Genomic DNA, 25,540 nt, shown 5'->3' on the forward strand with positions numbered 1-25,540 from the left:
TGGCTCATCTCAGCCTCGGATTCAGCGCGTCGCGCAGCCAGTCGCCGAGCAGGTTCACGCTCAGCGCGATCAGCCCCAGCATCGCGCCAGGAAAGAGCGCGATCCACCACTCGCCGCTGAACAGGAAGTCGTTGCCAATGCGGATCAGGGTGCCCAGCGAGGGCGAGGTCGGCGGCACGCCGACGCCGAGGAAGCTCAGCGTTGCCTCGGTGATGATGGCCGTGGCGACCTGGATCGTCGCCAGCACGAACACCGGCCCGAGCACGTTCGGCAGCACGTGGCGACGCATGATGCGCACCGGCGACACGCCGATCACGCGTGCCGCCTGCACGTACTCCTTCTGTCGCTCGACCAGGGTCGACCCGCGCACTGCGCGCGCGTAAGGCACCCAGCCGGTCAACGAGATGGCGAGGATCAGCACGCCGAAGGCCAGCGCCTCGTGGGCCGCGGGGAAGACCGCGCGACCCACGCCGTCGATCATCAAGGCCACCAGGATGGCCGGAAAGGACAGCATCACATCACACACGCGCATGATGAAAGCATCGACGCGACCGCCGACGAAGCCCGACACCAGACCCAGCGTCACGCCGACCAGCATCGACAGCAGCACCGAGGCCACGCCCACGGCCAGCGAGATCCGTGCGCCGTACATCAGCGCCGAGAGGATGTCGCGCCCCTGGTCGTCGGTGCCCAGCAGGTAGGCGCTCTTGCCCTCGGCCATCCAGACGGGCGGCAGGCGCGAGTCCCCGAGGTCGAGCGTCGCGAGATCGAAGGGATCGTGCGGCGCCACGAGCGGCGCCAGCACCGCGCAAAGCAGGCAGGCCGCGGCGATGATCGCCGCCAGCATGGCCACCGGCGAGGCGCGAAAGCTCTGCCAGATCTCGCCGTCTACGAAGCGATGACAGGCGTCTGCGTTCATCTCGCGATCGTCTGCGTCACCCATGCGCGGCTTCGCGATCAGGGCGCAGCCGCGGATCGACCACCAAGTAGAGCAGGTCGACGGCCAGGTTGATCGCCACGAAGATCAGCGCGACGAGACACAGGTAGGCCGCCATCACCGGCACGTCGGCAAAGCTCACGGCCTGAATGAACAACAGACCCATCCCCGGCCACTGGAACACCGTCTCGGTGATGATCGCGAATGCGATCAACGAACCCAGTTGCAGCCCGGTGATCGTGATCACCGGCACCAGCGTGTTCTTCAGGGCATGGCCGAAATGCACCGCGCGATCGCTCAGGCCCCGCGCGCGCGCGAAGCGGATGTAGTCGCTGCGCAGCACCTCGAGCATCTCGGTGCGCACCAGCCGCATGATCAGCGCGAGCTGAAACACCGCGAGCGTGATGGACGGCAGCACCAGATGCTGCCAGCCGCTGACAGTGAACCAACCGCTCGTCCAGCCACCGATGCGCAGCACCTCGCCACGGCCGAAGCTCGGCAACCAATGCAGGCCGACGGAGAACACGAGGATCAGCAGGATGCCGATCAGGAAGGTGGGCAACGAGACACCGAGCAGAGACACCGTCATCAGGATCTGCGACACGATACTGCCCCGCCTCAGCGCCGCGATCACGCCCATCGGCACGCCGATCCCCAGCGCGAGCACCGCGGCCGTGATCGCGAGTTCCAGGGTCGCGGGCAAGCGCTCGGCGATCAAGGTCGACACCTTGCGTCCCTGGCGCAGGCTCAGGCCGAAATCCCCCTGCACGGCGTTGCCGACGAAGCGCGCGAACTGCAAGGGCACGGAGCGATCCAGGCCGAGGTCGGCACGCAACTGCGTGCGCTGCTCGGGCGTCGCATCCTGCCCGAGCAGATGGGTCACCGGATCGCCGACGTGCTGGAACAGCATGAACGAGATGAAGCCACGGCCAACATCACGATCACGGCTTGGAGCAGGCGGCGAAGGATGAGGGCGAGCATGGCTTCCGGTTATGGGCGACCATCGAGTGACTTGAGCGCGCCGGTCCGCAGCATAAGTGCCACGCTCGAATCACAGCGGCTGTCGCGACAGCATCGAACTGGGACCATTAACGAGATGTTGTTCGTTTCATCGTCGACCTTGACCGCACGCTCGACGTTCTGGACGTAGGCGTCTAGGTTCGAGGCCTTGCCCATCGCGAGCAACCGCGAAAAACAGGGTCGTCGGGGCCGAACGCACCGCCGTTAAGGAAGCACACGCCGTCAAGCAGCGCAACAGACAGCTGCGTTAGGTCGACTGTTTGGCGCGGGTCTCGAGCAGAATTCAACCTCGACGCGGCAATGTGCATCGATGAACTCTGTCACGAAGATCTGATCATCAGAAATTCACGAACTGCGCGTCCGAGAGGAGGCCTTGCGCAACGCAAAAAAAAGCAGCCCCGAAGGGCTGCTCCTACGACCCGGTGGGAACAGAAGTCAGAATGTGTGGGCCACACCTAGCAGCGTAATCTCACGCTTGATAGACAGGCTGTTGTCGTTGTCACCGCTACGCTCGGTGTATGCCGAGTACAGTGTGGTGCGCTTCGACAGCGAGTAGCGAGCGGAAATGCCGTACTTCGACAGATCCTGATCAGCGCCTCCAACGATATCGTAGCTGGCACGTGCGTACTGCCCGCGGATGCTCAGATTGCCGAACGGCACCATCACGCCAACGGTGTAGGCGTCGTAGTCCTTAATCGACCCTACTGCACCCGTTGGAGCGACTGTCTGGGTACCGTAGTCCGATGTGTTCTGGTAACCCGCGAAGAGAGTGGCTACACCGAAGTTGTAGTTACCCCCCACAGTCGTCACCTTGTTATAGGTATCACCGAAACCGTCATAAGCTTCGTAAGTCAGGGCCGCTGCGACAGGCCCACTCTTGAAAGTCGCCGACAGACCCTGATGGCGCGCCGACGCAGGCCCTTCGCCTAGCCCGACCATGCCAAGAAGCTGGAAACCGCCGAAGCTCGGCGAGACGTAGCCGACCGCGTTGCTGACGCGGACAGTCAGCTCCTGAAAAATGGGGCGGTTGCCGGCAGCACCGGCCACAACATTCAGCACTTCGGTGAGCTTCATTTCACCGAGACCGGTGACGTCGACGAATCCGCCAATCGTCTGGCGACTCAGTGTGTCCTGACGGCCAAAGCGAACTTCGCCCAGAGACGCAGTATTGAGCCCAACAAAGGATGCTCGATTGAAAAGGTCACCCGCCGTATTGCTCCCAGTATCGAGATTGAATCCCGACTCGAGAACGAACAGGGCCTTCAATCCACCGCCGAGATCTTCGACACCACGCAGACCCCAACGCGAACCACCGATACCACTGGACGTACCGCCGTCCTTCATGTTCCAAATAGATTCTCCGCGATTGTCGCCGGGAGTTGTGCGGGTGATGTTGGTGTCGGCACGACCGTAGAGCGTCACCGACGATTGCGCCGAAGCGGCGCCGGCGAACGCACCCAGAGCGGCCAGAGCGAGTACTGATTTTTTCATTGCAACTATCTCCAGAGTTGAACATGTGGTTTCGGTGAATCCGGCCCCTCGGATGCTGCGTGCGACACCCGAAGCTGCTCACCGCCCCAACTGAGGAGCGATTCCACCAGACCGTTGCGCCCCCCGCCAGCACTGAGCTTGTTCTATGCTTATTCTGTTGCGGGACGACAACTTTGATGCACAAACTTGGTGCGCAAATGCCCTGACATACGACTGTCATGAATGAGATCATTCACGAACAACGGCCTTTCGGCCCTTGAAGACCCCCTTCCCGCACCGCTTCGACCATGCGTTCACTCAGCCGCACCGATCAGGTGATTTCTTCACTCGACAAGGCCTTGAGCACGGTGTTCGCGGCTCACTCGGCGTCCCGGCCCGCCCCCAGGCCCGCCGCCGATCCCGGCCTGACACTGACACCGCAGGAAAAGGCGTTGTCGGCCTCCCTGATGCGCGTCAATCATGTCGGCGAGGTATGCGCCAGGCCTTGTACGACTCGCAGGCCTTGGGCACGCGAAACGAGGCCCTGAGGGCCCAGTTCGAACACGCGGCACGCGAGGAGACCGACCACCTCGCGTGGACCGAGGCTCGGTTGACCGAGTTGAACGGGCGCACCAGCTGGCTCAATCCGCTGTGGTACGCCGGAGCGTTCGGGCTGGGCCTGATCGCCGGACGCCTCGGCGACGCGGCAAGCCTCGGCTTCGTGGTCGAGACCGAACGTCAGGTCGAGCAGCACCTGCTGCTGCACCTCGACAAGCTGCCGGTCGCCGATGTCGAGTCGCGGGCCATCGTGGCCCAGATGCGCGAGGACGAGGCCCGACACGCCGCCGCCGCGGAGCATGCCGGCGCCGCGTCGCTGCCGACGCCGGTGCGCTGGATGATGCGCGGCATGGCCAAGCTCATGACCACGACCGCGCACCGCCTCTGAGTGCGCCGTCCCGGCGGCCGCCGGCGGATCAGACCTCGACGATCTCCACCCCGGTCGTCATCGCGGCAGTCTTGGCCAGCATCGCGCTCGCCGAGCAGTATTTTCATGGGACAGCGCGACGGCGCGCTCCACCGCCGCGGCGGGCAAGCCGCGGCCCCGAACGACGAACTGCAGGTGGATCTTCGTGAACACCTTCGGGTCCGCCGTCGCCCGCTCCGCGCTCAGTTTCACTTCGCAGCCCCGGATGTCATGGCGCCCGCGCTTCAGGATCAGCACCACGTCGTAGGCGGCGCAAGCGCCGGTGCCGGCGAGCACCGTTTCCATCGGTCGCGGCGCCAAGTTGCGCCCGCCGCCGTCGGGCGCCCCGTCCATGGACAGCAGGTGGCCACTGCCGGTCTCCGCGTTGAACGCCATGCCGGCCTCGGGTTGCCAGCGAACGGTGCACTCCATGCCTGAAACTCCTCCAGAAGAGGCGCCGATTGTGCCGAGTCGCACGAATTTGGAGCCGTCCCCCTAGAAAAAGAACGCTCGTGCTTGTTGCGGCGCACCATCCTCTCGTTGTATGATGACTCATCGATTGGAAGCGTTCTGACCCAATCACCGCTTGTCTCCTCCACCCTCCTCCAAAGGTGGATTCAGCCAGGGCCTCACGGCCTTGGGCTTTTTTATTGGCGCGGCCGCAAGCGTGCTTGTTGCACCGCAGCGCCGGACGGGTCCGAGGCGGGGGCTGACTTATCATCGCGCCGCTTGTAACAAGGAGACTCCATGGCCCGCGCCGCGCCGCGCCCCCCCGCCGCCCAAACCCGCCGCACGCAAGGCCCGGTCACAGCCGGACTACCTGCAGCGCATCCTGACGGCGCGGGTCTACGACGTGGCGATCGAATCGGCCCTGCAGTTCGCTCCGCAGTTGTCGGAGCGCGTGGCCAACCGGGTGTGGCTCAAGCGCGAGGACGAGCAGGCGGTCTTCAGCTTCAAGCTGCGCGGCGCTTACAACAAGATGGCGCACCTGAGCCCGAAGCAGCTGGAGCGCGGCGTGATCTGCGCCTCCGCCGGCAACCACGCCCAGGGTGTCGCGCTGTCGGCCCGCAAGCTCGGCTGCCGGGCGACGGTCGTGATGCCGGTCACCACGCCGCAACTCAAGATCGAGGCCGTGCGGGCGCTCGGCGGCAAGGTGGTGTTGCACGGCGAGAGCTATTCCGACGCCTACGCCCATGCGCTGAAGCTCGAACGGGAGAACGGGCAGACCTTCGTGCATCCCTTCGACGATCCGGACGTGATCGCCGGTCAGGGCACCATTGCCATGGAGATCCTGCGCCAGCACCAGGGGCCGATCGACGCCGTGTTCGTGGCGGTGGGAGGCGGCGGCCTGATCTCGGGCATCGCGGCGTACATCAAGGCGGTCCGGCCGGAGATCCAGGTCATCGGCGTCCAGACCACCGATTCCGATGCCATGGTGCGTTCGGTGCGCGCCGGCAAGCGCGTGACGCTGCATGACGTGGGGCTGTTCTCCGACGGCACGGCTGTCAAGCTGGTGGGCGAGGAAACCTTCCGCCTGACGAAGCAGTGGGTCGACGACTTCGAGGTCGTCGACACCGACGCCGTCTGCGCGGCGATCAAGGATGTGTTCCAGGACACGCGCTCGATCCTGGAGCCGGCCGGCGCGCTGGGCGTGGCGGCCATCAAGCAGTACGCGGCGCGCACCGCTTGCCAGGGCAAGACCTTCGTGGCGATCACCTGCGGCGCCAACATGAACTTCGACCGGCTGCGCTTCGTCGCCGAGCGCGCCGAAGTGGGCGAGGAGCGCGAGGCGCTGTTCGCGGTCACGATCCCGGAGGAGCGGGGCTCGTTCAAGCGCTTCTGCGAACTGCTCGGCCCGCGCAGCGTCACGGAATTCAACTACCGCATCTCGGACGCGCAGACCGCGCAGGTGTTCGTGGGCCTGGCCACGCGGGAGCACGGCGAATCGGCCCGCATTGCCGAGCGGTTCGAGAAGCAGGGCTTCGCGACGGTCGACCTGACGCACGACGAACTGGCCAAGACCCATATCCGCCACATGGTCGGCGGCCGCTCCGAGCTGGCCCGCGAGGAGCGGCTGTTCCGGTTCGTCTTTCCGGAGCGTCCGGGGGCGCTGATGCGCTTCCTGACCCGCATGCATCCCGACTGGAACATCAGCCTGTTCCATTACCGGAATCAGGGCGCCGACTACGGCCGCATCCTCGTCGGCCTCCAGATCCCCCGCGGAGCGCAGCGCGCGCTGCGCGAATTCCTGTCCACGCTCGACTACCCCTGCGTCGAGGAGACGAACAACCCGGTCTACCAGCTCTTCCTGCGCTGATCCGCCCCCGTCGAACGACGCCGGGCCCGCCCGTCATCGTGCGCGATTGTCTCGAAGCCGACGCAGGGCTCACAATCTCACGGCACCAACCCTCCACGCCGCCATGTCCGTCCAGCGCTCCCTCATTGCTCCCACCGCCCATCCGCGGCTCGAAGATGCGCTGCGGCAGAAGCTGCAGCACCGCGCCGAGACGGCCGGCAGCCTGGGCGAACTCGAACCCCTGGCGGTGCGGCTGGGGCTGATCCAGAACTCGCTGAAACCCCGGCTCAAGAGCCCACAGCTGGTGGTGTTCGCCGGCGACCACGGGCTGGTCGTCGACGGCCTGTCGACGCGCGGCGATTCGACGTCGCAGCAGGTCACGCACCTGCTCGCCGGACGGCTGCCGATGGCCGTGTTCTCGTTCATCCAGGGCATGGGGCTCACGGTGGTCGATGCCGGTCTGGCCGAGTCGATGAGCCCCTACCCCAGCCTGCTCCAGCGCAAGATCGGTTTCGGCACGCGCAGTGCGCGGTCCGGCCCGGCGATGTCGATCGACCAGGCGCACGCCGCGATCCGCGCCGGCATGGAGATCGCCGACTCGCTCAGCGGCAACGTCCTGGCCTGCGCCGGCATCGGTGTCGGAGCCCACGAGAGCGCGTCGCTGGTGCTGTCGCGGCTGGCGGACATCCCGCTGCGGGACCTGACCATCTCCGGCCCCGACATGCCGCCCGATGCGCTGGCGCAGACGATGGTGGTGCTGCAGAGCACTCAGGGTCGCCACCGCGACGTGACCGATCCGGTCGAGGTGCTGGCCGCCTTCGGAGGCTTCGAGGTGGCGACGATGGTCGGCGCGATGCTGGTCGCGGCCAGCAAGCGGCACCTGATCATGGTCGATGGCCTGCCAGCGTGCGCAGCCCTGCTGGTGGCCGCCCGCATCTCGGCACCGGTGACCGACTATGTCGTGTTCTGCCGCAGCCATGGCCACCGCGGCCTGGACCATGCGCTCAACCTCTTCCGCGCCAGCGCTCTGCTCGAGCTCGGCATGGAAAGCACCGACGGGACAGGATCTACGCTGGCCTGGCCACTGGTGCACAGCGCGGCCGCCCTGCTGACGCAAGTGGCCGAAGGCGAGGATGCAGGTCCAACGCTGCCCTCGACGACCACGCTCCCCACGCTCGACACGCCGGTCGAAGCCGATTTCGGCTCCAGCACGCGACCCTGAAGCGCTGCGAGTCCGTCCGTCAGCGCGGGCTCACTGGCGATTGATCGGGGCCCGCGGTGGACTGGCCGGTGCCGGGGCCATCGGCACCGCCGGTGCAGGCTCGGCGGCCGGCGGCGCCTGGAGCAGGCCGGCGGCCGGTGGCAGGCTGCCGGTGGCGGGCAACGGCAGCGGCGGCAGGTCGAGTTGAACGGCAGGAGCTCCCTGGGAAGGACCGAGGGTGGCGCTGCGCCGCGCCACCGACTGCAGCACCAGCGCATTGTCGATGCGCGCGCCGACCCGGTAGGCACGGGGCGGTTTCTCGTCGACGGCGATCAGCGCAATGCCCTGATCGTGCCCACGTTCGCCGTCCTTCGGTGCCATGACGCCGATCAGCTTGAAGCGGCTGGCGAGTCCCGGCTCAGTCACCGGGGTCGCCGCCGTTGGCACGGCCGCGGCGAACAGCCGCGTCACGTCGCCGCGCAGGCTGTCGGTCGCGGACACCGGCTGCGTCTGACTCGGTGCCGGCCGCGGCGTCACGAGGATGCGCAGGCCCCAGAAGGCCACGCAGGCCGCGACGGCGGCCCAGACGACGAACGCAGCAATACGGGCTGGCATGGCTGAAGATTATGATGGAAGCGAATCATCGCCCCGCGACGGTGCACCCCGTCCCCCAAACCCAGATGCCCAATTCCTCCGCATTGAACTCGTCGCTGCGCTCCGCGCGCGGCTTCACGCTGATCGAACTGATGGTCGTGCTCGTGATCATCGGCGTGCTGGCCGCGCTGATCGTGCCCAATGTGCTCGATCGGGCCGACGACGCACGGGTCACCGCAGCGCGCACCGACGTGAACAACCTCATGCAGTCGCTCAAGCTGTACCGCCTCGACAACCAGCGCTACCCGACCGGCGAGCAGGGCCTGCAGGCTCTCGTCGCCAAGCCGAGCGCCAGCCCGGTGCCGCCCAACTGGAAGCCCTATCTCGACAAGCTGCCCAACGACCCGTGGGGGAACGCCTACCAGTTCGCGAATCCCGGCGTGAAGGGCGAGGTCGACGTGTTCAGCTTCGGCGCAGATGGCCGGGCCGGCGGCGAAGGCAAGGACGCGGACATCGGTTCCTGGCAATGACATGAGCGGGCTCACGGCCAGCGGCCGAACGGGCCTGCGCCACGCGACGGACCAGTCGCGCGGCTTCACGCTGATCGAACTGCTCATCGTCGTGAGCCTGATTGCCATCGTTTCGGCCGTTGCCTCGCTGGCGCTGCGCGACCCGGCAGCCACCCAGCTCGAGCGCGAGGCCGCCCGGCTGGGCGCATTGCTCGAAGCAGCGCGTGCCGAGGCCCGAGCCGCCGGCGTGGCGGCGTTGTGGGTGCCATCCGAGACCGGTTTCCGTTTCGTCGGGCTGCCCAGCGAACTGGCCCTGCCGAGCCGCTGGCTCGCGCCGGCCGGCATCAGCGCAGAGGTGCGGAACGGCCGAGGCCTGATGCAGGCGGCGGTGCTGGGGCCCGAACCGGTGATCGGGGCCCAGCGCATCGTGCTGCGCCTCGAAGCCCAGACCGTAGCGCTCGCGACCGACGGCTTCGGGCCGTTCGCTGTCGTCGACGACGAGGCCTCCCCAAATGTCGCGCGCTGAGTTCCGGGCGCACTGCTCCGCCAGCCGCAACGTTCGCGGCATGACCTTGATCGAGGTACTGGTAGCGCTGGCCATTGTGGCGGTCACGCTGGGGGCCGGGCTCAAGGCCGCCGGGGCGTTGACCGACAACGCTCAGCGCCTCACCGACGTGACGGTAGCCGAGTGGTGCGCGGACAACCAGCTCACCGCCTTCAAGCTCATGCGGCAGTTTCCCGGTATCGGCGACAGCGAGTTCTATTGCGAGCAGCTCGGTGTGGTCTATCAAGGCAAGATGGTGATCCGCCCGACTCCGAACCCCAATTTCCGACGCGCCGATGCGGTGGTCTTCACCCCCAGCGGCCAGACCATTCTGACGCTGTCGACGGTGCTGTCGAGGTACTGACGATGCGCGGTCTCTCCCGTCACGCCGCACAGGCCGGCTTCACGCTGGTCGAGGTGCTGGTGGCGCTGCTGATCATGGCCATCGTTGCCGCCTTGTCCTGGAAGGGCATCGATGCCATCGTCCGCTCGCGCGACATCAGCAGCCAGCGGCTCGAGCAACAACTTCGACTGCAGTCGGTGATCGCGCAATGGGAGGCCGATCTCGCCGAAATACAGGACAGTGGCATCGTCCCGGCGCTGCAGTTCGACGGCGCGAGTCTGAGACTGACGCGGCGCCAGGCCGCCGGCCTGCAACTCGTCGTCTGGTCGTTGCGCGGGGACAGCTGGACGCGATGGGCCGGCCCGGCGGTGACGCGGGGCGCGGACTTGCGCGAAGCCTGGCTGCAGTCGCAGCAACTGCTCGGCAATGAAGCCGAACAGTTGCGCGCATTGAGCGGCATCGCCAACTGGCAGCTCTATTACTGGCGTGGCAACGCCTGGACCAACGCCCAATCGAGCGGGGACGCCGCGCTGACGACCGCTGCAACGCCGACGCTGGTGACACGACAGGCGCTGCCGGGTGGCGTGCGCCTGGTCCTTGCCTTCACCGAGGCAGCGGCCGGGTCGGTGCACTGACCCGCGACCTGCGCCTGTCCCCGCAGGGCTCATGACTTCGATTCTTCCCAGATGCCGCCGCATTGCCGGCCAACGCGCGAACCGTCAGCGCGGTGCCGCCCTGCTGACCGCCATGGTCATCGTCACATTGGTGGCCACGCTGGCCAGCGCCATGGTCTGGCAGCAATGGCGCGCGGTGCAGGTGGAAGTGGCCGAGCGCGCGCGTGCGCAGGCCCTGTGGATCCTGACCGGTGCGGTCGACTGGGCGCGCCTGATCCTCCGGGAAGACGCGCGCACCGGCGGCGCCGACCACCTGGGCGAGCCCTGGGCAGTGCCGCTGGCCGAGGCCCAACTCTCGACCTTCCTGGCCGTCGATCGCGACAACACCGATGACGCGCCAGAGGCTTTCCTGTCCGGCTCCATCACCGACGCGCAGTCCCGCTACAACCTGCGCAACCTGGTCGAGGCCGGCTCCGGGACGGCGAGCGCCGCCGAGGAACGCGTGCTCCAGCGCCTGCTCGATGCCGTCGGCGCACGCTCCGATCTCGCTCCGATGATCGTGCGCGGGCTGCGCGCCGCCACGCTCGCAAGCGGTCAGTCGAGCGGCGCGGAACTCAGCACCGATCCACCTCTGATGCCGGAGCGCATCGAGCAACTCGCCTGGATCGGACTCGATGCTGAGACCCTGGCGCTGTTGACTCCCTACGTCTCGCTGCTGCCGGTGCGCACCACCGTGAACGCCAACACCGCGCCCAAGGAAGTTCTGGCGGCGGTGATCGAGGGCCTGGACCTGGCCAGCGCCGACCGGCTGATCCAGGCCCGGCAGCGCAATCCGTTCCGCAATGTGGCAGAGCTCGACGCGCTGCTGCCGCAGGGCGTGAGCGCCGCCACCGAGCGGGTTTCGGTGACATCGTCCTTCTTCGAGGTGCGCGGCCGGCTGCGCCTGCAGGACCGCAGCGTGGAGGAACGCGCGCTGGTCGAGCGCCGCAACCTGGACATCGTGACCCTGCGGCGCGATCGGGTTGCGTCGGTCGAGAGCCTCGGCCGATAGAGCACACATCCGGAAACCGCCCCCCGTCCCGAATCCCGGCTGTCGCCGCTGAGCCACACCTACAATCTCCGCGCACCCCTGGCCCCATGACAACGCTCGTCGTCTCCGTTCCGCCGCGTCCGCGTCTGCGTCCCGGCGCCTCAGCGCCCGCTCCGCGGGCGATGGCGGAGTTCGCCTACGCGTTCAGCATCGACGGGTTGACGGTCGATCGCGAGGGCCAGGCGGCGCCCGCACTGTTGCCCAAGGCCGACCAGGTGGTGGCGATGCTCGCCGCCACCGATGTCAGCTGGCACCACATCGTGTGTCCCAAGGCCCCGGCGGCCCGCCTCGGTGCGGCGCTGGCCGGCGTGCTGGAAGAAGCCCTGCTCGAAGACGCTGGCCAGCTGCACCTGGCGCTCGCGCCCGGCGCCAAGGGCGGCGAGCGGGTCTGGGTGGCCGTGACCGACCGCGCCTGGCTGGCCGGCGAGATCGCCACGCTGGAAGCCGCCGGGCAGCGGGTCGATCGTGTCGTGCCGGCGGCATGGCCGGATACGCCACCGAACGGGCACTTCACGGCCACCCACGAAAGCGGTGCCGACGGCATCGGGGGACTCTCGCTCGTGCTCACCTGGGCCCATGCCGACGGCGTGGCCAGCTGGCCGCTGCAAGGCGGGCTGGCGAGGGCCCTGCTGCCGCAGCCGCTGCCCTCCGATGTGCGTTTCACCGCCACCCCGGCGGTCGCCGCGCCAGCCGAGCGATGGCTTGGCAGCACGGTGCGGGTCCAGTCGGCTGCCGAACATGCCTTGCAGGCGGCTCGCTCGCTCTGGAACCTGCGGCAGTTCAGTCTGGCACCGCGCCACCGCGGCTTGAACGCCCTGCGGGAGGGCTTGCGACGCTTCCGCAGTTCGGCGTGGCAGCCGGTCCGCCTCGGACTGGCCGCGCTGGTCATCGTGCAGTTGATCGGCCTGAACGTCGCCGCGTGGCAGCAGCGCGGCACGCTCGAAGCCAGACGCCTGGCCATGACCTCGCTCCTGCGCGAAACACATCCGCAGGTCCGCGCCGTGCTTGACGCACCGGTCCAGATGCAGAGAGAAACCGATGCCTTGCGGGTGGCCGCCGGCCGACCCGGCGAAGCGGACCTGGAGTCTGCGCTGCAGGCCGCGGCCAGCGCCTGGCCGGCCCAGCAACCGGTGCAGACACTCGGCTACGAGAACGGCCTGCTGACGCTGGCCACGCCCGGCTGGACCGAGCAGCAGGTCGGGGCCTTCCGCAACATCCTGGCGCCGAGCGGCTGGCAGGTCGAAGCTGTCGATGACCGTGTGACCCTGCGTCGCGTAACGGCCGTCGCTGCAGGCCCCCGTACATGAAGACGGCACTGCCGCCGGCCCTGGCCGCGATGAGCGAGCAATGGCGAGCGCGCTGGCGCCGCATGGCGCGGCGTGAACGCCGGCTCATCACTGCAGCCACCATAGTGGTCGGCGTAGCGCTCGTCTGGATGCTGGGCGTGCAGCCGGCCTGGCGCAGCCTGCGCGACACGCCCGCGCAGATCGACGCGGTCGAGTTCCAGTTGCAGCAGATGCAGCGGCAGGCGGCCGAAGCCCGCGAACTACGCAAGCTGCCCACCGTCAAGCCGGCTCAGGCAGAAGCCGCGTTGCGTGGTGCCACTGAGCGACTGGGGACCAACGCACGACTCACGCTGCAGGGTGACCGCGCCACCCTCACCCTCAGCGGCGTCCCCGGCGAAGCGTTGGCCGCGTGGCTGGGTGAGGTGCGCAGCGCCGCCCGCGCGCGCCCCGACGAAGCCAAGCTCTCGCACGGCCCCAACGGTTACAGCGGCAGCGTGCTGCTTACGTTGCCGCGACCGGGCTGACCGACACGCACCTGCACGCGCACGCACCCCATGGCCCGCTCCTTCTCAGCTTCCCAGTGGCGTCCGTCGACCTGGCGCGTGTCCCTGCTGCGTCGGCCGCGGGATGCCGGGGCCGTGTCACGGACGAGTGAATGGGGCGAATCCACCTACGAGGGGCTGCGCTGGGAACGCGCTCGCCACGCCGGGCGGCGCTGGGCCCTTTGGGGAGCGGTGCTCGGGGGCCTGCTCGGCGTCATCGCCTTTGCACCGGCCGCCTGGTTCGCCGCCTGGGTGGAGCGCGCCAGCGCCGGACACGTGCTGCTGGCCGACGCGCGCGGCAGCCTGTGGCAAGGCAGTGCCGTCGCAGTGTTGAGCGGTGGCGCGGACAGCCGGGGTGCCCGCTCGCTGCCGGGCCGGCTGCAGTGGACCCTCCGGCCGGCCGGTCTGGCGCTCTCTCTTCAACTGGAGCATGCCTGCTGCCTCAACGGCCGGCCGAGCGTGCGGCTTACACCCGGTTTCGGCACCGTCACCGCGACCCTGCAGGGCTCGCCCACCTGGATCGGCCAGTGGCCCGCCGAGTGGCTGGTCGGCCTGGGAACGCCCTGGAACACGCTGCAGCTCGGCGGCGTGCTGCGCCTGAGTTCACCGGGTATCAGCCTGCAAACGGTGCAGGGGCGCTGGCGCGTGACCGGCCAGGCCGCGCTCGACGTGGCAAATGCCGCATCCCGGGTGTCGACACTGGAACGGCTGGGCAGTTACCGTCTGGAGATCGGCAGCGACCCGGGCAACTCCGGGACCGCACAACTGACCCTGAGCACGACCGAGGGCGCGTTGCAGCTGTCGGGGCAAGGCACGCTGGGTGCCGGAGGCCTGCGTTTCCGTGGCGAAGCAAGCGCCGCGGAGGCCGACCAGCCGGCGCTGACGAACCTGCTGAACATCATCGGGCGGCGCGACGGCGCGCGGTCCGTCATTTCGATCGGATGATCATGAGCCTGACCACTTCACCGAAGCCCGCCCGCCGCGCCACGGCGCTGCGCGCGCTGGCTGCGGCCTGTGCGGTCAGCGTCGCGCTCGGCAGCCTCGCGCCGCCGGCCCTGGCGCAGAAGACCAAGACGCGCGAGCCGGTGACGCTGAACTTCGTCAACGCCGAGATCGAGGGCGTGGCGCGGGCCATCGGCGCCATCCTGGAGCGGCAGATCGTGATCGATCCGCGCGTGAAGGGCCAGATCACGCTGTACAGCGAGCAGCCCCTGTCGCCGCGCGAGGCCTACCTGAACTTCCTGGCTGCGCTGCGCGGCCTGGGCTTCACGGTGGTCGAGGTCGCCGGCCTGCTGAAGGTGGTGCCCGAGGCGGATGCCAAGCTGCAGACCGGCACCGTGTCGGTCGGCAACGTCACGCGCCAGGGCGATCAGATCATCACGCAGATCTTCCGGCTGAACCACGAGAACGCGAACAACCTGGTGGCCGTGCTGCGTCCGCTGATCAGCCCGAACAACACCATCAACGCCAATCCCGGCAACAACTCGCTGGTGATCACCGACTACGCCGACAACCTGCAGCGCATCGCCAAGGTGATCGCGACGGTGGACGTGCCGGCAGGGACCGATGTCGAGGTGATCCCGCTGCAGCATGCGGTCGCCTCCGACATCGCGGTGCTGGTGCAGCGCCTGTCGGACGCGTCAGCGGCAACGGCGGGCGCCCCGGCGACCGCGGCCAGCGGCGGCACTCTGTCAGTGATCGCCGACGCCCGCACCAACTCGCTGCTGGTGCGCGCCGCCAACCCGGCCAAGCTGGCCCAGGTGCGCTCGCTGGTCGGCAAGCTCGACCAGCCCGGCGCCGCAGGCGCCGGCGGCAGCAACATCTACGTGGTCTACCTGAAGAACGCCGATGCGACGCGTCTGGCCCAGGTGCTGCGCGCGGCCTTCACCAGCAATACCAGCAGCAGCAGCAGCGGCTCGGTCGGCGGCGCGGCGAGTCCGGTCACGAACCTGTCCAACCAGGCGAATGCCCAGCTCGGCAACCAGACCTCGGGCACGGGTGCTGCACCGCAGACGACCAACCCCGTCAGCGGCGCTGCCCAACCGTCGACCGGCGGCTTCATCCAGGCCGATCCGGCCACCAATGCGCTGATCATCACCGCGGCCGAGCCGCTGTACCGCCAGCTGCGCTCGGTGATCGACCAGCTCGATGCGCGCCGCGCCCAGGTCTACGTCGAGACGATGCTGGTGGAGGTCAACGCCACCAAGGCGGCAGACGCCGGCATCCAGTGGCAAGGCCTGATCGGCAAGGACGGCGACAAGACCGGCCTGATCGGTGGCACCAATTTCGGGACCGGCGGGGACAACATCATCAACCTGTCGATCGCCGCGGCCCAGGGCGGCACCGCCGTCAGCGGCAACCTGCCCTCGGCGGGCCTGAATCTCGGCGTCATCCGCCGCTTCGCGGGTGTCTACACGCTGGGTGCGCTGGCGCGCTTCCTGGAGACCAACGCCGACGGCAACATCCTCTCGACGCCGAACCTCGTCACGCTGGACAACGAGGAAGCCAAGATCGTCGTCGGCCAGAACGTGCCTTTCGTCACCGGCTCGTTCACGAGCACGGGGACCGGCAGCGGTGCGACCAATCCGTTCCAGACCATCGAACGCAGGGATGTCGGCATCACGCTGCGCGTGAAGCCCCAGATCGGCGAGAACGGCACCGTGCGCATGACGATCTACCAGGAAGCGTCGAGCGTCGTGAACCAGAACGTCTCGCAAGGCGTGGCCGACGCCACCGCGGGGCTGGTGACCAACAAGCGCTCGATCGAGTCGACGGTGGTGGTGAACGACGGCGACATCCTGGTCATGGGCGGCCTGATGCAGGACCAGTTCCAGGACAACTCCAGCCGCGTGCCGGGCCTGGGCCGGCTGCCCGGCATCGGCGCGCTGTTTCGCAGCGACAACCGCACCCGCACGAAGAGCAACCTGATGGTCTTCCTTCGCCCGCAGGTGATGCGCAGCGCCGAGAGCAGCAATGCGCTGTCGCTCGACCGCTACGATCTGATCCGAGCCCAGCAGCAGAACAGCCAGCCCGAATCGCGCGTGCTGCTGCCGAACTTCGACACGCCGGTGCTGCCACCGCTGCGTCCGCCGCCGGGTGAGTCGATGCAACCCGCGCCCACGCCGCCGGCCTCGCCGCCGCTGCAGAACTGAGCGTTTCGGCATGGCCACCCGCCACCCGCTGCCCTACGCCTACGCGAAGGCCCACTCGCTGCTGCTCGAGGACAACGGCAGCCAGCTCGTGCTGTGGGCCGGCGACGCTGTCTCGCCGTCCGTGTTGAGCGAGGTGCTTCGCCTCTACGCCGTCGACGCCCTCGAGCGCGAAGCGCCGGCCGCACTGTCGCAACGCATCGCCAGCGTCTATGCCGGCGGCGAGTCGAGCGCCGCTGCGGTGATCGGCGAAGTCGAGAGTGGCGTCGACCTGTCGCGCCTGATGCAGGACCTGCCGGCGGTGGAAGACCTGCTCGAGGCCGCCAACGATGCACCCATCATCCGCATGCTCAACGCGCTGCTGACGCAGGCCGCGAAGGACGGCGCGAGCGACATCCACATCGAGCCCTACGAGCGCAGCTCGGCAGTGCGCTTCCGCGTCGATGGCACGCTGCGCGAGGTGGTGCAGCCGAACAAGGCGCTGCACGCCGCGCTGATCTCTCGCCTGAAGATCATGGCCGAGCTCGACATCTCCGAGAAGCGCCTGCCGCAGGACGGCCGCATCTCGCTGCGCATCGGGGGCCGGGCAATCGATGTGCGCGTGTCCACGCTGCCCAGCGCGCACGGTGAACGTGCGGTGCTGCGGCTGCTCGACAAGGGCGACAGCACGCGCTTCACGCTCGAATCGCTGGGCATGAGCGGCGAGACGCTCACCAAGTTCAAGCGCCTCACGGCACAGCCTCACGGCATCGTGCTCGTCACGGGACCGACCGGCTCGGGCAAGACCACCACGCTGTACGCCGGCCTCGGCCAGGTCGACACGCAGACGACCAACGTGCTGACGGTCGAGGACCCGATCGAGTACGAGCTGCCGGGGATCGGGCAGACGCAGGTCAATCCGAAGATCGACCTGACCTTCGCCAAATCGCTGCGCGCGATCCTGCGCCAGGACCCGGACGTCATCATGATCGGCGAGATCCGCGACTTCGAGACCGCGCAGATCGCGATCCAGGCCTCGCTGACCGGCCACCTGGTACTCGCCACGCTGCACACCAACGACGCGCCCAGCGCCGTCACGCGACTGACCGACATGGGCGTCGAGCCCTTCCTGCTCAGCAGCTCGCTGCTCGGTGTGCTGGCGCAGCGGCTGGTGCGCAAGCTCTGCCCGGACTGCAAGAAGCAGGACGACAAGGGGCGCTGGCACCCGGTCGGCTGTCCCACCTGCGGCAGCACCGGCTATAAGGGTCGCACCGGCGTCTACGAATTGATGGTCGCCGACAGCGCCCTGCAGAGCCTGATCCACAGCCGTGCCGCCGAGTCGCAATTGTTCGTCGCTGCGGAACGGGGCGGCATGAAGACGATGCGCGAAGACGGCGAGCGATTGGTGGAGAGCGGGGTGACATCGCTGGAAGAGCTGTTGAGGGTGACGAGGGAATGATGGGCGGCCCGGGGTGGTTCGAGCGCTCTCGCGACGCGGGCATTGAGCCCGCGCCGCTCGCCGAGCGCTGCGCTGGCCGATCTCCGTAGACGGAGCCTCTCGGCCTTCGCTCCACGTTCTCTATGCCCGCTTACAAATTCGAAGCCCTCGACGCTGCCGGCAAGCCCAAGAGCGGCCTGCTGGAGGCCGACAACGCCCGCGCGGCGCGGGCCCAGCTGCGGCTGCAACAGCTGGTGCCGCTGGAAGTGAAGCCGGTTCTGGGACAGGCGGCGAACAGGGGCAGCTTCCAGCTCGGCCGGCGAGTCTTCAACAGCACCGGATTGGCGATCTGGACGCGCCAGCTGGCCGGCCTGGTGAGCGCCGGCCTGCCGCTCGAACGCGCGCTGACCGCACTGACCGACGAGGCCGAGGACCCACGCCAGCGCGAACTGCTGGCCCACCTGCGTGCCGAGGTCAACGCCGGCTCACCGTTCGCCCGTGCGCTCGGCAATGCGCCGCGCGAGTTCGACGACGTCTACCGGGCAGTCGTCGGCGCCGGCGAACAGACCGGCCAACTGGGCCTGGTGCTCGAGAAGCTCGCCGACGACCTGGAAGAGCGCCAGGAACTGCGCAGCAAGTTGATCGGCGCAGCGCTCTATCCCGCCATCGTGTCCCTGGTAGCGATCGTGATCGTGGTCTTCCTGGTCACCTACGTCGTGCCGCAGGTGGCCAGCGTGTTCGCGGGCGGCAAGCGCGCCCTGCCCTTCCTCACCAGCGCCATGCTGGCGATCAGCGCCTTCCTGCGCAGCTGGGGCTGGCTGCTCATGCTCGGCCTGGCCGGCGGCGTGGGCACGCTGCTGTTCATGCGTCGCAACGAGGTCTTCCGCGAGCGCTTCGACGCCTTCTGGCTCACGCTGCCGCTGATCGGGCGCCTGTCCCGCGGCTACAACGCCGCACGCTTCGCCGGCACGCTGGCGATGCTGGCCGGCGCCGGGGTACCGATCCTGAAGGCCCTGCAGGCGGCCGCCGAAACCCTGAGTAACCGCGCCATGCGGGCCGACGCGATGGCCGCGCTGATCCAGGTGCGCGAGGGTGCGCCGCTGGCCTCGGCCCTGGCCGGCAAGCGACGCTTTCCCGGCCTGCTGGCGATGTTTGCCCGCCTGGGCGAGCAGACCGGCCAGCTGCCCGTGATGCTGCAGCGGGCCGCTGCGCAGCTCGGCACCGAAGTGCAGCGCCGTGCGCTGGCGCTGGCCACCATCCTCGAACCCCTGCTGATCGTGGTGATGGGCGCCGTGGTGATGCTGATCGTGCTGGCCGTTCTGCTGCCGATCATCCAGCTCAACACCTGGGTCAAATGAAAAAGGCCGGCCCCACAGGGCCGGCCTCCATTGCCGAACGACGTCGCTGCGCCGAATCAGAGCACGGTCGCCTTCGACGATGCGCGCTGGTTCAGGGCGCTCGCGTCGCTGAGCGGCGTGCCGGCCTGCTTCAGCGACACGAAGGTCGACGGATGCAACTCGGACAGACGCGACGCTTCAATCTGGCGCACGAAGTGCCAGCCCGAAGGCGTCTTGACGTAGGCAAAACCCGTCGGCAGATCGACGAACACGCCGAAATCCTCGACCGGCAGGGTCGTTTCGGCCTGCGCGGGCAGCACGGCGGCCGCAACCAGGGACAGGGTAATCAGGGGGCGGAACAGGGTCTTCATGACGAACCTCTAACCAAGCAGTCGATCGACGGCAGCCTCGTAGGTCACCGTCACCGTCGTTTCTGAAGCAGTCGATCGACGGGGTTTAGCCCGTCACCGTCACACTAGGGTAAACCATTATATTCGGATCTGTGTCTGCCTGCACAGAACCTGTTGCAGTGCGGCATCGGCTTGCTCTTTCCGATCCCCCCGGCACGTGGGTTGCATGCGATCTGCTCGGGGTTTGCCCCGTTGATCCGAGGCTGGCTTGCGGCAGGCTTTGCTGCAATGCATCTCAATGGGTTGTCGTCTGGAGGATCTGAATGCCATCCACCGCCACAGAACTCGTGACCGTGCCGACCGGGCTGCCGCGATCAGGCTTGCCCATCGCCCACATGCGCAGCGTCTACCGCCTCGGTGACGTTGAGCGCCGGCTCGAGAAGCTGCCACCCAAGGAACACGAGAGCCTGCGTGCCACCTATGAGCGCATGCTCGAAAAGGGCGCGGAGCGCTTCCAGGTCAAGCCCTCGGGCGTGCCGGCGATGGACCATCTCTACGAGCAACTGCCCAATTTCCACGACGTGCTCGACGACGTGAAGCGCCAGCTGGCGCTGTGCCACGACAGCCGCGACGCACTCGAGATCACGCCGATGCTGCTGTTGGGTCCCCCGGGCGTCGGCAAGACCCATTTCGCGCGAGAGATGGCGCAGTTGCTCGGCACCGGCCTGGGCTTCCTGTCGATGAGTTCCCTGACAGCTGGTTGGGTGCTCAGCGGCGCCTCCAGCCAGTGGAAGGGTGCGCGGCCCGGCAAGGTGTTCGAGACCCTGGTCGACGGTCAGTACGCCAACCCGGTGATGGTGGTGGACGAGATCGACAAGACCGGCGGCGAGCACGCTTACGACCCGCTGGGCGCGCTGTACGGCCTGCTGGAGCACGACACCGCCGGCAGCTTCACCGACGAGTTCGCGGAGGTCGCGATCGACGCCAGCCAAGTGATCTGGGTCGCCACCGCCAACGATGCACGGGCGATTCCCGAGCCCATCCTGAACCGCATGAACGTGTTCGAGGTGCAGATGCCCGATGCCGCCGCGGCGCGCGCGATCGCTGCGCGCCTGTACCGCGGCATCCGCGCCGACCATGACTGGGGCAGCCGCTTCGCGCCGGAGCCCGGCGACGACGTGCTCGATGCGATGGCCGAGCTGGCGCCGCGCGAGATGCGGCGCGCCTGGATGACGGCCTTCGGCAACGCCAAGCTCGCCGGCCGTGCGGCGGTCGAGCCGCGCGATCTGCCGGAAGCGCACGGCCGGAAGGCCGCCATCGGCTTCATGCAGTAGCGCTCTTCGCTGCGGGGCGGCGCAGCGCACGCCGCCCGGCTAGCATCGGTGCATGTCCGTTTCCCTTGCCGGCCAGCTGGTCGTGGCCATCTCCTCGCGCGCGCTGTTCGACTTCGAAGAAGAGAACACCATCTTCGAAGGCAACGACGACCGCGCCTACATGCAACTGCAACTGCAGCGGCTCGATCGGCCCGCGCGTCCCGGCGTCGCGTTCTCGCTGGTGCACAAGCTGCTCGCCTTCACCACACCTGAAGCGCCGCGCGTCGAGGTGGTGATCCTGTCGCGCAACGACCCGGTCTCCGGCATGCGGGTGTTCCGCTCGGCCCAGCACTACGGCCTGCCGATCCAGCGCGGCGTGTTCACGCGCGGCAGTTCGCCGTGGCGCTACCTGAAACCGCTGCACGCCAACCTGTTCCTGAGCGCGAACGACGCCGACGTGCGCTCGGCGCTCGAGGCCGGCGTGCCGGCGGCGCGCGTGCTGCCGCATGCGGCGCGCGCCTCGGAGGCGCACCCGAACGAGGTGCGCATCGCCTTCGACGGCGACGCCGTGCTGTTTTCCGACGAGGCCGAGCAGGTGTTCCAGAGCGGCGGCCTCGACGCCTTCCAGCGCCACGAGGCCGATCGCGCTGCCAGTCCGCTGGCCGCCGGGCCGTTCAAGCCCTTGCTGCATGCCCTGCAGCAACTGCAGCAGGCCAGTACCGAGCGCATGCGTCTGCGCACCGCGCTGGTCACCGCCCGCAGCGCGCCCGCCCACGAACGCGCGATCCGCACGCTGATGGACTGGCACATCGAGGTCGACGAGGCCATGTTCCTCGGCGGCCTGCCGAAGGGCGAGTTCCTGCGCGAGTTCGAGCCCGACTTCTTCTTCGACGACCAGACCCGCCATGTGGAGAACGCTGCGCACCACGTCCCTTCGGGACATGTGGCCTCGGGCGTCTCCAACCCCTGACACCACGATGGCCGGAGCCTGCCATGCCCGATGACTTCTTCGCGCCACCGGCGTTCAAGGCCGACGAGGCACTCGCCGCGCTCAAGCGCCGCCTGCGCGAATGGCGGCTCGTCGAGCGCGAGGGCCGTTTCGAACTGCAGGGTCGCGCGATCGCGGAGCTCCAGTTGGAGAGTGGCGCGATCCGCGCGCGCACCGTGCGCATGCCGGCCATGTCGCCCCAATGGGACGAGACACGGCTGCACAACAGTGCCGATGTCCGGCGCTTCAGCGAGGCGCTGCAGCAGCGCCTCACGCGCTGGGCCGACCGCGACGAGTGAGCAGCGACGGCTCGGGGTTTTCCCCCCTGCCACCACGTCATTCCGCAGGCGCGCACGAGCTCGCCGCTGCGCTTACGTAGTTTCCGGCATGGCTGCTGCCGCGGGAGCCTCTAGCATCGCTCACCGTTTGACGTTTCCCCCAAGGAGTTCTGCATGAAGCGCATCCTGCTCACTGCTGCCGCCGCCCTCGCCGTGACCGGCGCCCTGGCCGAGTACCCGGAGAAGCCGATCACCATCGTCGTGCCGTTCTCCGCCGGCGGCCCGACCGACAAGGTGGCACGCGACTTCGCCGAAGCCGTGCGCAAGCCGCTGGGCGGCGCGACGATCGTGATCGAGAACGTCGGCGGAGCGGGCGGAACGCTGGGTGCCGCCAAGGTCGCGAAGGCCTCACCCGACGGCTACACGCTGCTGCTGCACCACATCGGCATGGCCACCTCACCGGCGCTCTACCGCAACCTGCAGTACAAGACGCTCGACGACTTCGAGTACCTCGGCCTGATCAACGAAGTGCCGATGACCCTGATCGGCAAGCCGACGCTGCCGGCCTCGAACTACGCCGAACTGCTGAAGTGGCTGGACGCGAACAAGGGCAAGGTCAATCTCGCGAACGCCGGCCTGGGTGCGGCCTCGCACCTGTGCGGCCTGCTGTTCCAGTCCACGCTGAAGGCCGATATGACCACCGTGCCCTACAAGGGTACCGGCCCGGCGATGACCGACCTGATCGGCGGCCAGGTCGACATCATGTGCGACCAGACCACCAACACCACCGCCCAGATCGAGGGCGGCAAGGTGAAGGCCTATGCCGTCACCACGCCCAAGCGTCTGACGACGCCGGCGCTGGCCAAGCTCCCCACGCTCGACGAGTCGGGCATGAAGGGTTTCAACGTCAGCATCTGGCATGGTCTCTACGCGCCGAAGGGCACGCCGAAGGCGGTGCTCGACAAGGTCAACGCCGCACTGAAGACCGCACTGCATGACGCCGACTTCCTGAAGCGCGAGGAGGCGCTGGGCGCGGTGGTCGTGAACGACGCACGCACCAGCCCGGCCGAGCACAAGAAGTGGGTCTCGTCGGAGATCGACAAGTGGGGCCCGTCATCAAGGCCGCTGGACAGTACGCCGACTGAGGCAAGACCCGCGGCCACGAAGGCCAAACTCAGCAAGCCACTCCTCGGAGTGGCTTTTTGCGTCGGCGCTCAGCTGAATCGGCAATGCAGGCTCGTGTCGCCGACCTGCGCCAGCCACACATGCCCGCCCGGCTGCAGCAGCGCGTTGCGCAACACCCAGCCGCCCGCATCGGCCTGCAGGCCCAGGCGCAGCAGGTCGCCCATCACGGCATCGGAGTCGCGCAGCCCGAGCGGCAGGTCGGGCGTGCGCCGCCGTTCCTCGCGCCAGGCCGCGGCGCATTGCGAATACGGCAGCCGGCCCTGCGCCACCGCTTGCGCCAGCGGGCTCTCCGGGGGCGGGAAGGGCCGCAGCGACGCGTCGAAGCACTCGCGTCCGAAGCGGCCGAACTTCGAGTCGCCGTCGAGATACCACTGGCTCAGCAACTTGGCGCGCCGCTGCGGCAGATCGAACACGAACTCCCAGCGCCGGGCTGCGCCGTCCCGGGCCACGCCCTGGGGCGCCAGCACATGCTTCAGCCGCGCGTCGGAATCGAACTGGTGGGCCGTCTTCACGGCCTGCTCCAGCGCGTGCGAGACGAGGCAGGGCACGCCGCCGCCGGGCGGACGCTCGTTTCGGGTCAGTGGCTCGTGCAGGCTGTTGCGATCGAGCGACGATCGATGCTGTTGAGTAGACGGCGTAGAGCGGTCACGCGGCCCTCCTCGAAAGGGCCCGCGTCGTCACCAGATCACAGCGCTCGCGGCGACGGCAAGGAGAGTACGGGCGGTGCGTCATGGTCTCAGTTTGTCATGTCCGACGACGAGCGGGATCGTCACCGGCCCGTCGTTGACCAGGAGCACTTGCATGTCGGCACCGAATTCGCCACATTCGACCGGGGTGTGCCGAGAACGCGCCGTGGCCAGCAACCTTTCGTAGAGCACCCGGCCTTGCTCCGCAGGTGCAGCGCCGCCGAAGCTGGGGCGGTTGCCACCCGAGCAATCGGCCGCCAGCGTGAACTGGCTGACGATGAGCAGACCGCCGCCAGCCTCCACCACGCTGCGGTTCATCTTGCCGGCATCGTCGGAAAACACACGCAGCTTGAGCAGGCGCTCGACCAGCTTGTCGGCCACGGCTCCGGTATCCGAGGGCTCCGCGCACACCAGCACCAACAAGCCCGGGCCGATCTCGCCGACTCGGCGGCCACCGACCTCGACCCGCGCCTGGCTGACACGCTGCAGCAACGCGATCACAGCAAGTCCCGTTCGTCGTCGAAATGCGCCTCGACGTCGCTCGGCAGCAGCTGGATGGTGGCACGCAGGCCCGGCACTGCGCTCATCAGCGCCTGCTCGACCGAGGTGCGCAGCGCCGCAGCCCGGCCCAGCGTCCAGCTGGCCGGCATGTGCATGTGCAGGTCGACGAAGCGCCGCTGACCGGCACGCCGGGTGGAGACGTGGTCGAACCGGATGGTGTGATGTCGGAAGCTTTCGAGCACGCCCTCGATGTCGCGCAGCACCTCCGGCTCGAGGGCCTGGTCCATCAGGCCGTCGGCCGAGCGGCGCACCAGCGACGTCCCTTCGCGCAGGATGTTGAGCGCCACCAGGATGGCCGTCGCCGGGTCAAGCCACAGCCAGCCGGTCCACTGCACGGCCACCAGCGCGACCACCACACCGGCCGACGTCCAGACGTCCGTGATCAGATGGCGCGCATCGGCCTCCAGCGCCATCGAGCGGTGTTCGCGGGCCTTGCGGAACATGGCCCAGGCGAGCGCTCCGTTCATCGCCGAACCCACCACCGACAGCGCGATGCCGAGGCCGATTGCATCGATCGGCTGGGGTTCCAGGAAGCGGTGCGCCGCGGCCCAGATGATGCCCAGTGCTGCCGCGAAGATCAGCACCCCCTCGAAACCGCTGGAGAAGTACTCCGCCTTGTGGTGACCATAGGGATGGTCGTCGTCGGCCGGTCGACGGGCCACCGTGACCATCAGCAGCGCGAACATGGCGCCAGCCAGGTTGACCAGCGACTCCAGCGCGTCCGACAGCAGGCTCACCGAATCGGTGAACCACCAGGCGCCGGCCTTCAGCGCGATGGTGGCCAGCGCAACGGCGATCGAAAGCTTGAGGTAGGTGCTGACCGACATGCGCCGATTGTCGTCGGCCGATCGGTCGGCGGTCGCCGC

23 protein-coding genes and 4 pseudogenes are annotated in these 25,540 nt (G+C 68.2%); 18 read left to right on the forward strand and 9 right to left on the reverse strand.

What is annotated here, in order from left to right:
* Positions 1-4: 4 nt before the first annotated feature.
* The 3 genes and pseudogenes from Y694_RS01980 to Y694_RS23075 form a co-directional block, all read right to left on the reverse strand.
* Positions 5-919: an ABC transporter permease gene (locus Y694_RS01980; protein ID WP_036229474.1), complete on the reverse strand. Its 915-nt coding sequence runs from the start codon at positions 917-919 to the stop codon at positions 5-7.
* Positions 920-935: 16 nt separating this feature from the next.
* Positions 936-1,918, reverse strand: a pseudogene (locus tag Y694_RS01985) (ABC transporter permease).
* A gap of 474 nt (positions 1,919-2,392) precedes the next feature.
* Entirely contained in the window at positions 2,393-3,448 is a 1,056-nt protein-coding gene (locus tag Y694_RS23075; protein ID WP_081771144.1) for a porin, read from the reverse strand.
* Between the two features lie 287 nt (positions 3,449-3,735).
* Here Y694_RS23075 and coq7 point away from each other — a divergent pair.
* Positions 3,736-4,373, forward strand: a pseudogene (gene coq7, locus Y694_RS01995) (2-polyprenyl-3-methyl-6-methoxy-1,4-benzoquinone monooxygenase).
* 28 nt (positions 4,374-4,401) lie between these two features.
* Here coq7 and Y694_RS02000 read toward each other — a convergent pair.
* Positions 4,402-4,823 (reverse strand): annotated as a pseudogene (locus tag Y694_RS02000) (OsmC family protein).
* A 388-nt stretch (positions 4,824-5,211) separates the two neighbouring features.
* On the opposite strand from Y694_RS02000, the gene ilvA reads away from it, so the two are divergent.
* Both ilvA and Y694_RS02010 read left to right on the forward strand, forming a co-directional pair.
* On the forward strand, positions 5,212-6,708 hold the full coding sequence (ilvA, locus tag Y694_RS02005) for a threonine ammonia-lyase, biosynthetic (RefSeq protein WP_036229477.1): 1,497 nt from the start codon (positions 5,212-5,214) through the stop codon (positions 6,706-6,708).
* A gap of 103 nt (positions 6,709-6,811) precedes the next feature.
* Positions 6,812-7,909 carry a nicotinate-nucleotide--dimethylbenzimidazole phosphoribosyltransferase gene (locus tag Y694_RS02010; RefSeq protein WP_036229412.1) on the forward strand — a complete coding sequence of 366 codons (1,098 nt, stop codon included), beginning with the start codon at positions 6,812-6,814 and terminating at the stop codon, positions 7,907-7,909.
* Between the two features lie 30 nt (positions 7,910-7,939).
* On the opposite strand, the gene Y694_RS02015 is transcribed toward Y694_RS02010, so the two are convergent.
* Complete coding sequence (locus Y694_RS02015) at positions 7,940-8,503, reverse strand: type II secretion system protein N (protein WP_051495507.1); 564 nt, start codon at positions 8,501-8,503, stop codon at positions 7,940-7,942.
* Between the two features lie 65 nt (positions 8,504-8,568).
* Here Y694_RS02015 and gspG point away from each other — a divergent pair, with 65 nt between their 5' ends.
* From gspG to gspF, 11 genes are all read left to right on the forward strand, one after another.
* Positions 8,569-9,012: a type II secretion system major pseudopilin GspG gene (gene gspG, locus Y694_RS02020; RefSeq protein ID WP_051495508.1), complete on the forward strand. Its 444-nt coding sequence runs from the start codon at positions 8,569-8,571 to the stop codon at positions 9,010-9,012.
* A gap of 1 nt (position 9,013) precedes the next feature.
* Complete coding sequence (locus Y694_RS02025) at positions 9,014-9,517, forward strand: prepilin-type N-terminal cleavage/methylation domain-containing protein (RefSeq protein ID WP_051495509.1); 504 nt, start codon at positions 9,014-9,016, stop codon at positions 9,515-9,517.
* Positions 9,504-9,899: a type II secretion system minor pseudopilin GspI gene (gspI, locus tag Y694_RS02030; protein ID WP_011830706.1), complete on the forward strand. Its 396-nt coding sequence runs from the start codon at positions 9,504-9,506 to the stop codon at positions 9,897-9,899. The genes Y694_RS02025 and gspI overlap by 14 nt, the downstream gene beginning before the upstream one ends.
* A gap of 2 nt (positions 9,900-9,901) precedes the next feature.
* A complete protein-coding gene (locus Y694_RS02035) occupies positions 9,902-10,513 on the forward strand; it encodes a type II secretion system protein J (RefSeq protein WP_231497482.1) in 612 nt (203 codons plus the stop codon).
* A gap of 31 nt (positions 10,514-10,544) precedes the next feature.
* Entirely contained in the window at positions 10,545-11,543 is a 999-nt protein-coding gene (gspK, locus tag Y694_RS02040) for a type II secretion system minor pseudopilin GspK (protein WP_011830708.1), read from the forward strand.
* A 161-nt stretch (positions 11,544-11,704) separates the two neighbouring features.
* Entirely contained in the window at positions 11,705-12,889 is a 1,185-nt protein-coding gene (gene gspL / locus Y694_RS02045; protein ID WP_231497484.1) for a type II secretion system protein GspL, read from the forward strand.
* 29 nt (positions 12,890-12,918) lie between these two features.
* Positions 12,919-13,392 (forward strand): type II secretion system protein GspM, encoded by a 474-nt coding sequence (gene gspM, locus Y694_RS02050; protein ID WP_231497485.1) that lies wholly within the window; start codon positions 12,919-12,921, stop codon positions 13,390-13,392.
* Between the two features lie 114 nt (positions 13,393-13,506).
* Positions 13,507-14,355 carry a type II secretion system protein N gene (locus tag Y694_RS02055; RefSeq protein ID WP_231497486.1) on the forward strand — a complete coding sequence of 283 codons (849 nt, stop codon included), beginning with the start codon at positions 13,507-13,509 and terminating at the stop codon, positions 14,353-14,355.
* A 2-nt stretch (positions 14,356-14,357) separates the two neighbouring features.
* Positions 14,358-16,562, forward strand: coding sequence for a type II secretion system secretin GspD (gene gspD / locus Y694_RS02060; RefSeq protein WP_409072459.1), 2,205 nt, complete (start codon positions 14,358-14,360; stop codon positions 16,560-16,562).
* Positions 16,563-16,572: 10 nt separating this feature from the next.
* Positions 16,573-17,997: a type II secretion system ATPase GspE gene (gspE, locus tag Y694_RS02065; protein WP_011830713.1), complete on the forward strand. Its 1,425-nt coding sequence runs from the start codon at positions 16,573-16,575 to the stop codon at positions 17,995-17,997.
* 122 nt (positions 17,998-18,119) lie between these two features.
* Positions 18,120-19,334 (forward strand): type II secretion system inner membrane protein GspF, encoded by a 1,215-nt coding sequence (gspF, locus tag Y694_RS02070; protein ID WP_011830714.1) that lies wholly within the window; start codon positions 18,120-18,122, stop codon positions 19,332-19,334.
* A 56-nt stretch (positions 19,335-19,390) separates the two neighbouring features.
* Here the strand turns inward: gspF and Y694_RS02075 are convergent, their stop codons facing one another.
* On the reverse strand, positions 19,391-19,684 hold the full coding sequence (locus Y694_RS02075; RefSeq protein WP_036229422.1) for a hypothetical protein: 294 nt from the start codon (positions 19,682-19,684) through the stop codon (positions 19,391-19,393).
* A gap of 302 nt (positions 19,685-19,986) precedes the next feature.
* On the opposite strand from Y694_RS02075, the gene Y694_RS02080 reads away from it, so the two are divergent.
* From Y694_RS02080 to Y694_RS02095, 4 genes and pseudogenes are all read left to right on the forward strand, one after another.
* Complete coding sequence (locus Y694_RS02080; protein ID WP_011830716.1) at positions 19,987-20,997, forward strand: AAA family ATPase; 1,011 nt, start codon at positions 19,987-19,989, stop codon at positions 20,995-20,997.
* Positions 20,998-21,049: 52 nt separating this feature from the next.
* On the forward strand, positions 21,050-21,946 hold the full coding sequence (locus tag Y694_RS02085; protein WP_011830717.1) for a 5'-nucleotidase: 897 nt from the start codon (positions 21,050-21,052) through the stop codon (positions 21,944-21,946).
* 23 nt (positions 21,947-21,969) lie between these two features.
* Positions 21,970-22,263 (forward strand): hypothetical protein, encoded by a 294-nt coding sequence (locus tag Y694_RS02090; RefSeq protein WP_036229426.1) that lies wholly within the window; start codon positions 21,970-21,972, stop codon positions 22,261-22,263.
* Between the two features lie 153 nt (positions 22,264-22,416).
* Positions 22,417-23,387: pseudogene (locus tag Y694_RS02095) on the forward strand (tripartite tricarboxylate transporter substrate-binding protein).
* 69 nt (positions 23,388-23,456) lie between these two features.
* Here Y694_RS02095 and Y694_RS02100 read toward each other — a convergent pair.
* The 3 genes from Y694_RS02100 to Y694_RS02110 all read right to left on the reverse strand — a co-directional run bounded on the left by Y694_RS02100 (position 23,457) and on the right by Y694_RS02110 (position 25,501).
* Entirely contained in the window at positions 23,457-23,975 is a 519-nt protein-coding gene (locus Y694_RS02100; RefSeq protein ID WP_036229429.1) for a hypothetical protein, read from the reverse strand.
* A 180-nt stretch (positions 23,976-24,155) separates the two neighbouring features.
* Positions 24,156-24,614 (reverse strand): D-aminoacyl-tRNA deacylase, encoded by a 459-nt coding sequence (dtd, locus tag Y694_RS02105; protein WP_036229432.1) that lies wholly within the window; start codon positions 24,612-24,614, stop codon positions 24,156-24,158.
* Complete coding sequence (locus Y694_RS02110; protein ID WP_036229434.1) at positions 24,611-25,501, reverse strand: cation diffusion facilitator family transporter; 891 nt, start codon at positions 25,499-25,501, stop codon at positions 24,611-24,613. The genes dtd and Y694_RS02110 overlap by 4 nt, the downstream gene beginning before the upstream one ends.
* Positions 25,502-25,540: the final 39 nt, after the last annotated feature.

The organism is Methylibium sp. T29-B (assembly GCF_000576225.1).
Taxonomy (GTDB): Bacteria; Pseudomonadota; Gammaproteobacteria; order Burkholderiales; family Burkholderiaceae_C; genus Methylibium; species Methylibium petroleiphilum.

Coding starts and splice junctions, on each gene's coding strand:
- Y694_RS02090 (WP_036229426.1), top strand. CDS start 21,970: ATGCCCGATGACTTCTTCGCGCCACCGGCGTTCAAGGCCGACGAGGCA.
- Y694_RS02110 (WP_036229434.1), bottom strand. CDS start 25,501: ATGTCGGTCAGCACCTACCTCAAGCTTTCGATCGCCGTTGCGCTGGCC.
- gspI (WP_011830706.1), top strand. CDS start 9,504: ATGTCGCGCGCTGAGTTCCGGGCGCACTGCTCCGCCAGCCGCAACGTT.
- gspE (WP_011830713.1), top strand. CDS start 16,573: ATGGCCACCCGCCACCCGCTGCCCTACGCCTACGCGAAGGCCCACTCG.
- Y694_RS23075 (WP_081771144.1), bottom strand. CDS start 3,448: ATGAAAAAATCAGTACTCGCTCTGGCCGCTCTGGGTGCGTTCGCCGGC.
- gspD (WP_409072459.1), top strand. CDS start 14,358: ATGAGCCTGACCACTTCACCGAAGCCCGCCCGCCGCGCCACGGCGCTG.
- Y694_RS01980 (WP_036229474.1), bottom strand. CDS start 919: ATGAACGCAGACGCCTGTCATCGCTTCGTAGACGGCGAGATCTGGCAG.
- Y694_RS02035 (WP_231497482.1), top strand. CDS start 9,902: ATGCGCGGTCTCTCCCGTCACGCCGCACAGGCCGGCTTCACGCTGGTC.
- Y694_RS02015 (WP_051495507.1), bottom strand. CDS start 8,503: ATGCCAGCCCGTATTGCTGCGTTCGTCGTCTGGGCCGCCGTCGCGGCC.
- Y694_RS02080 (WP_011830716.1), top strand. CDS start 19,987: ATGCCATCCACCGCCACAGAACTCGTGACCGTGCCGACCGGGCTGCCG.
- Y694_RS02025 (WP_051495509.1), top strand. CDS start 9,014: ATGAGCGGGCTCACGGCCAGCGGCCGAACGGGCCTGCGCCACGCGACG.
- Y694_RS02075 (WP_036229422.1), bottom strand. CDS start 19,684: ATGAAGACCCTGTTCCGCCCCCTGATTACCCTGTCCCTGGTTGCGGCC.
- gspF (WP_011830714.1), top strand. CDS start 18,120: ATGCCCGCTTACAAATTCGAAGCCCTCGACGCTGCCGGCAAGCCCAAG.
- gspL (WP_231497484.1), top strand. CDS start 11,705: ATGGCGGAGTTCGCCTACGCGTTCAGCATCGACGGGTTGACGGTCGAT.
- Y694_RS02085 (WP_011830717.1), top strand. CDS start 21,050: ATGTCCGTTTCCCTTGCCGGCCAGCTGGTCGTGGCCATCTCCTCGCGC.
- Y694_RS02010 (WP_036229412.1), top strand. CDS start 6,812: ATGTCCGTCCAGCGCTCCCTCATTGCTCCCACCGCCCATCCGCGGCTC.
- gspK (WP_011830708.1), top strand. CDS start 10,545: ATGACTTCGATTCTTCCCAGATGCCGCCGCATTGCCGGCCAACGCGCG.
- gspM (WP_231497485.1), top strand. CDS start 12,919: ATGAGCGAGCAATGGCGAGCGCGCTGGCGCCGCATGGCGCGGCGTGAA.
- gspG (WP_051495508.1), top strand. CDS start 8,569: ATGCCCAATTCCTCCGCATTGAACTCGTCGCTGCGCTCCGCGCGCGGC.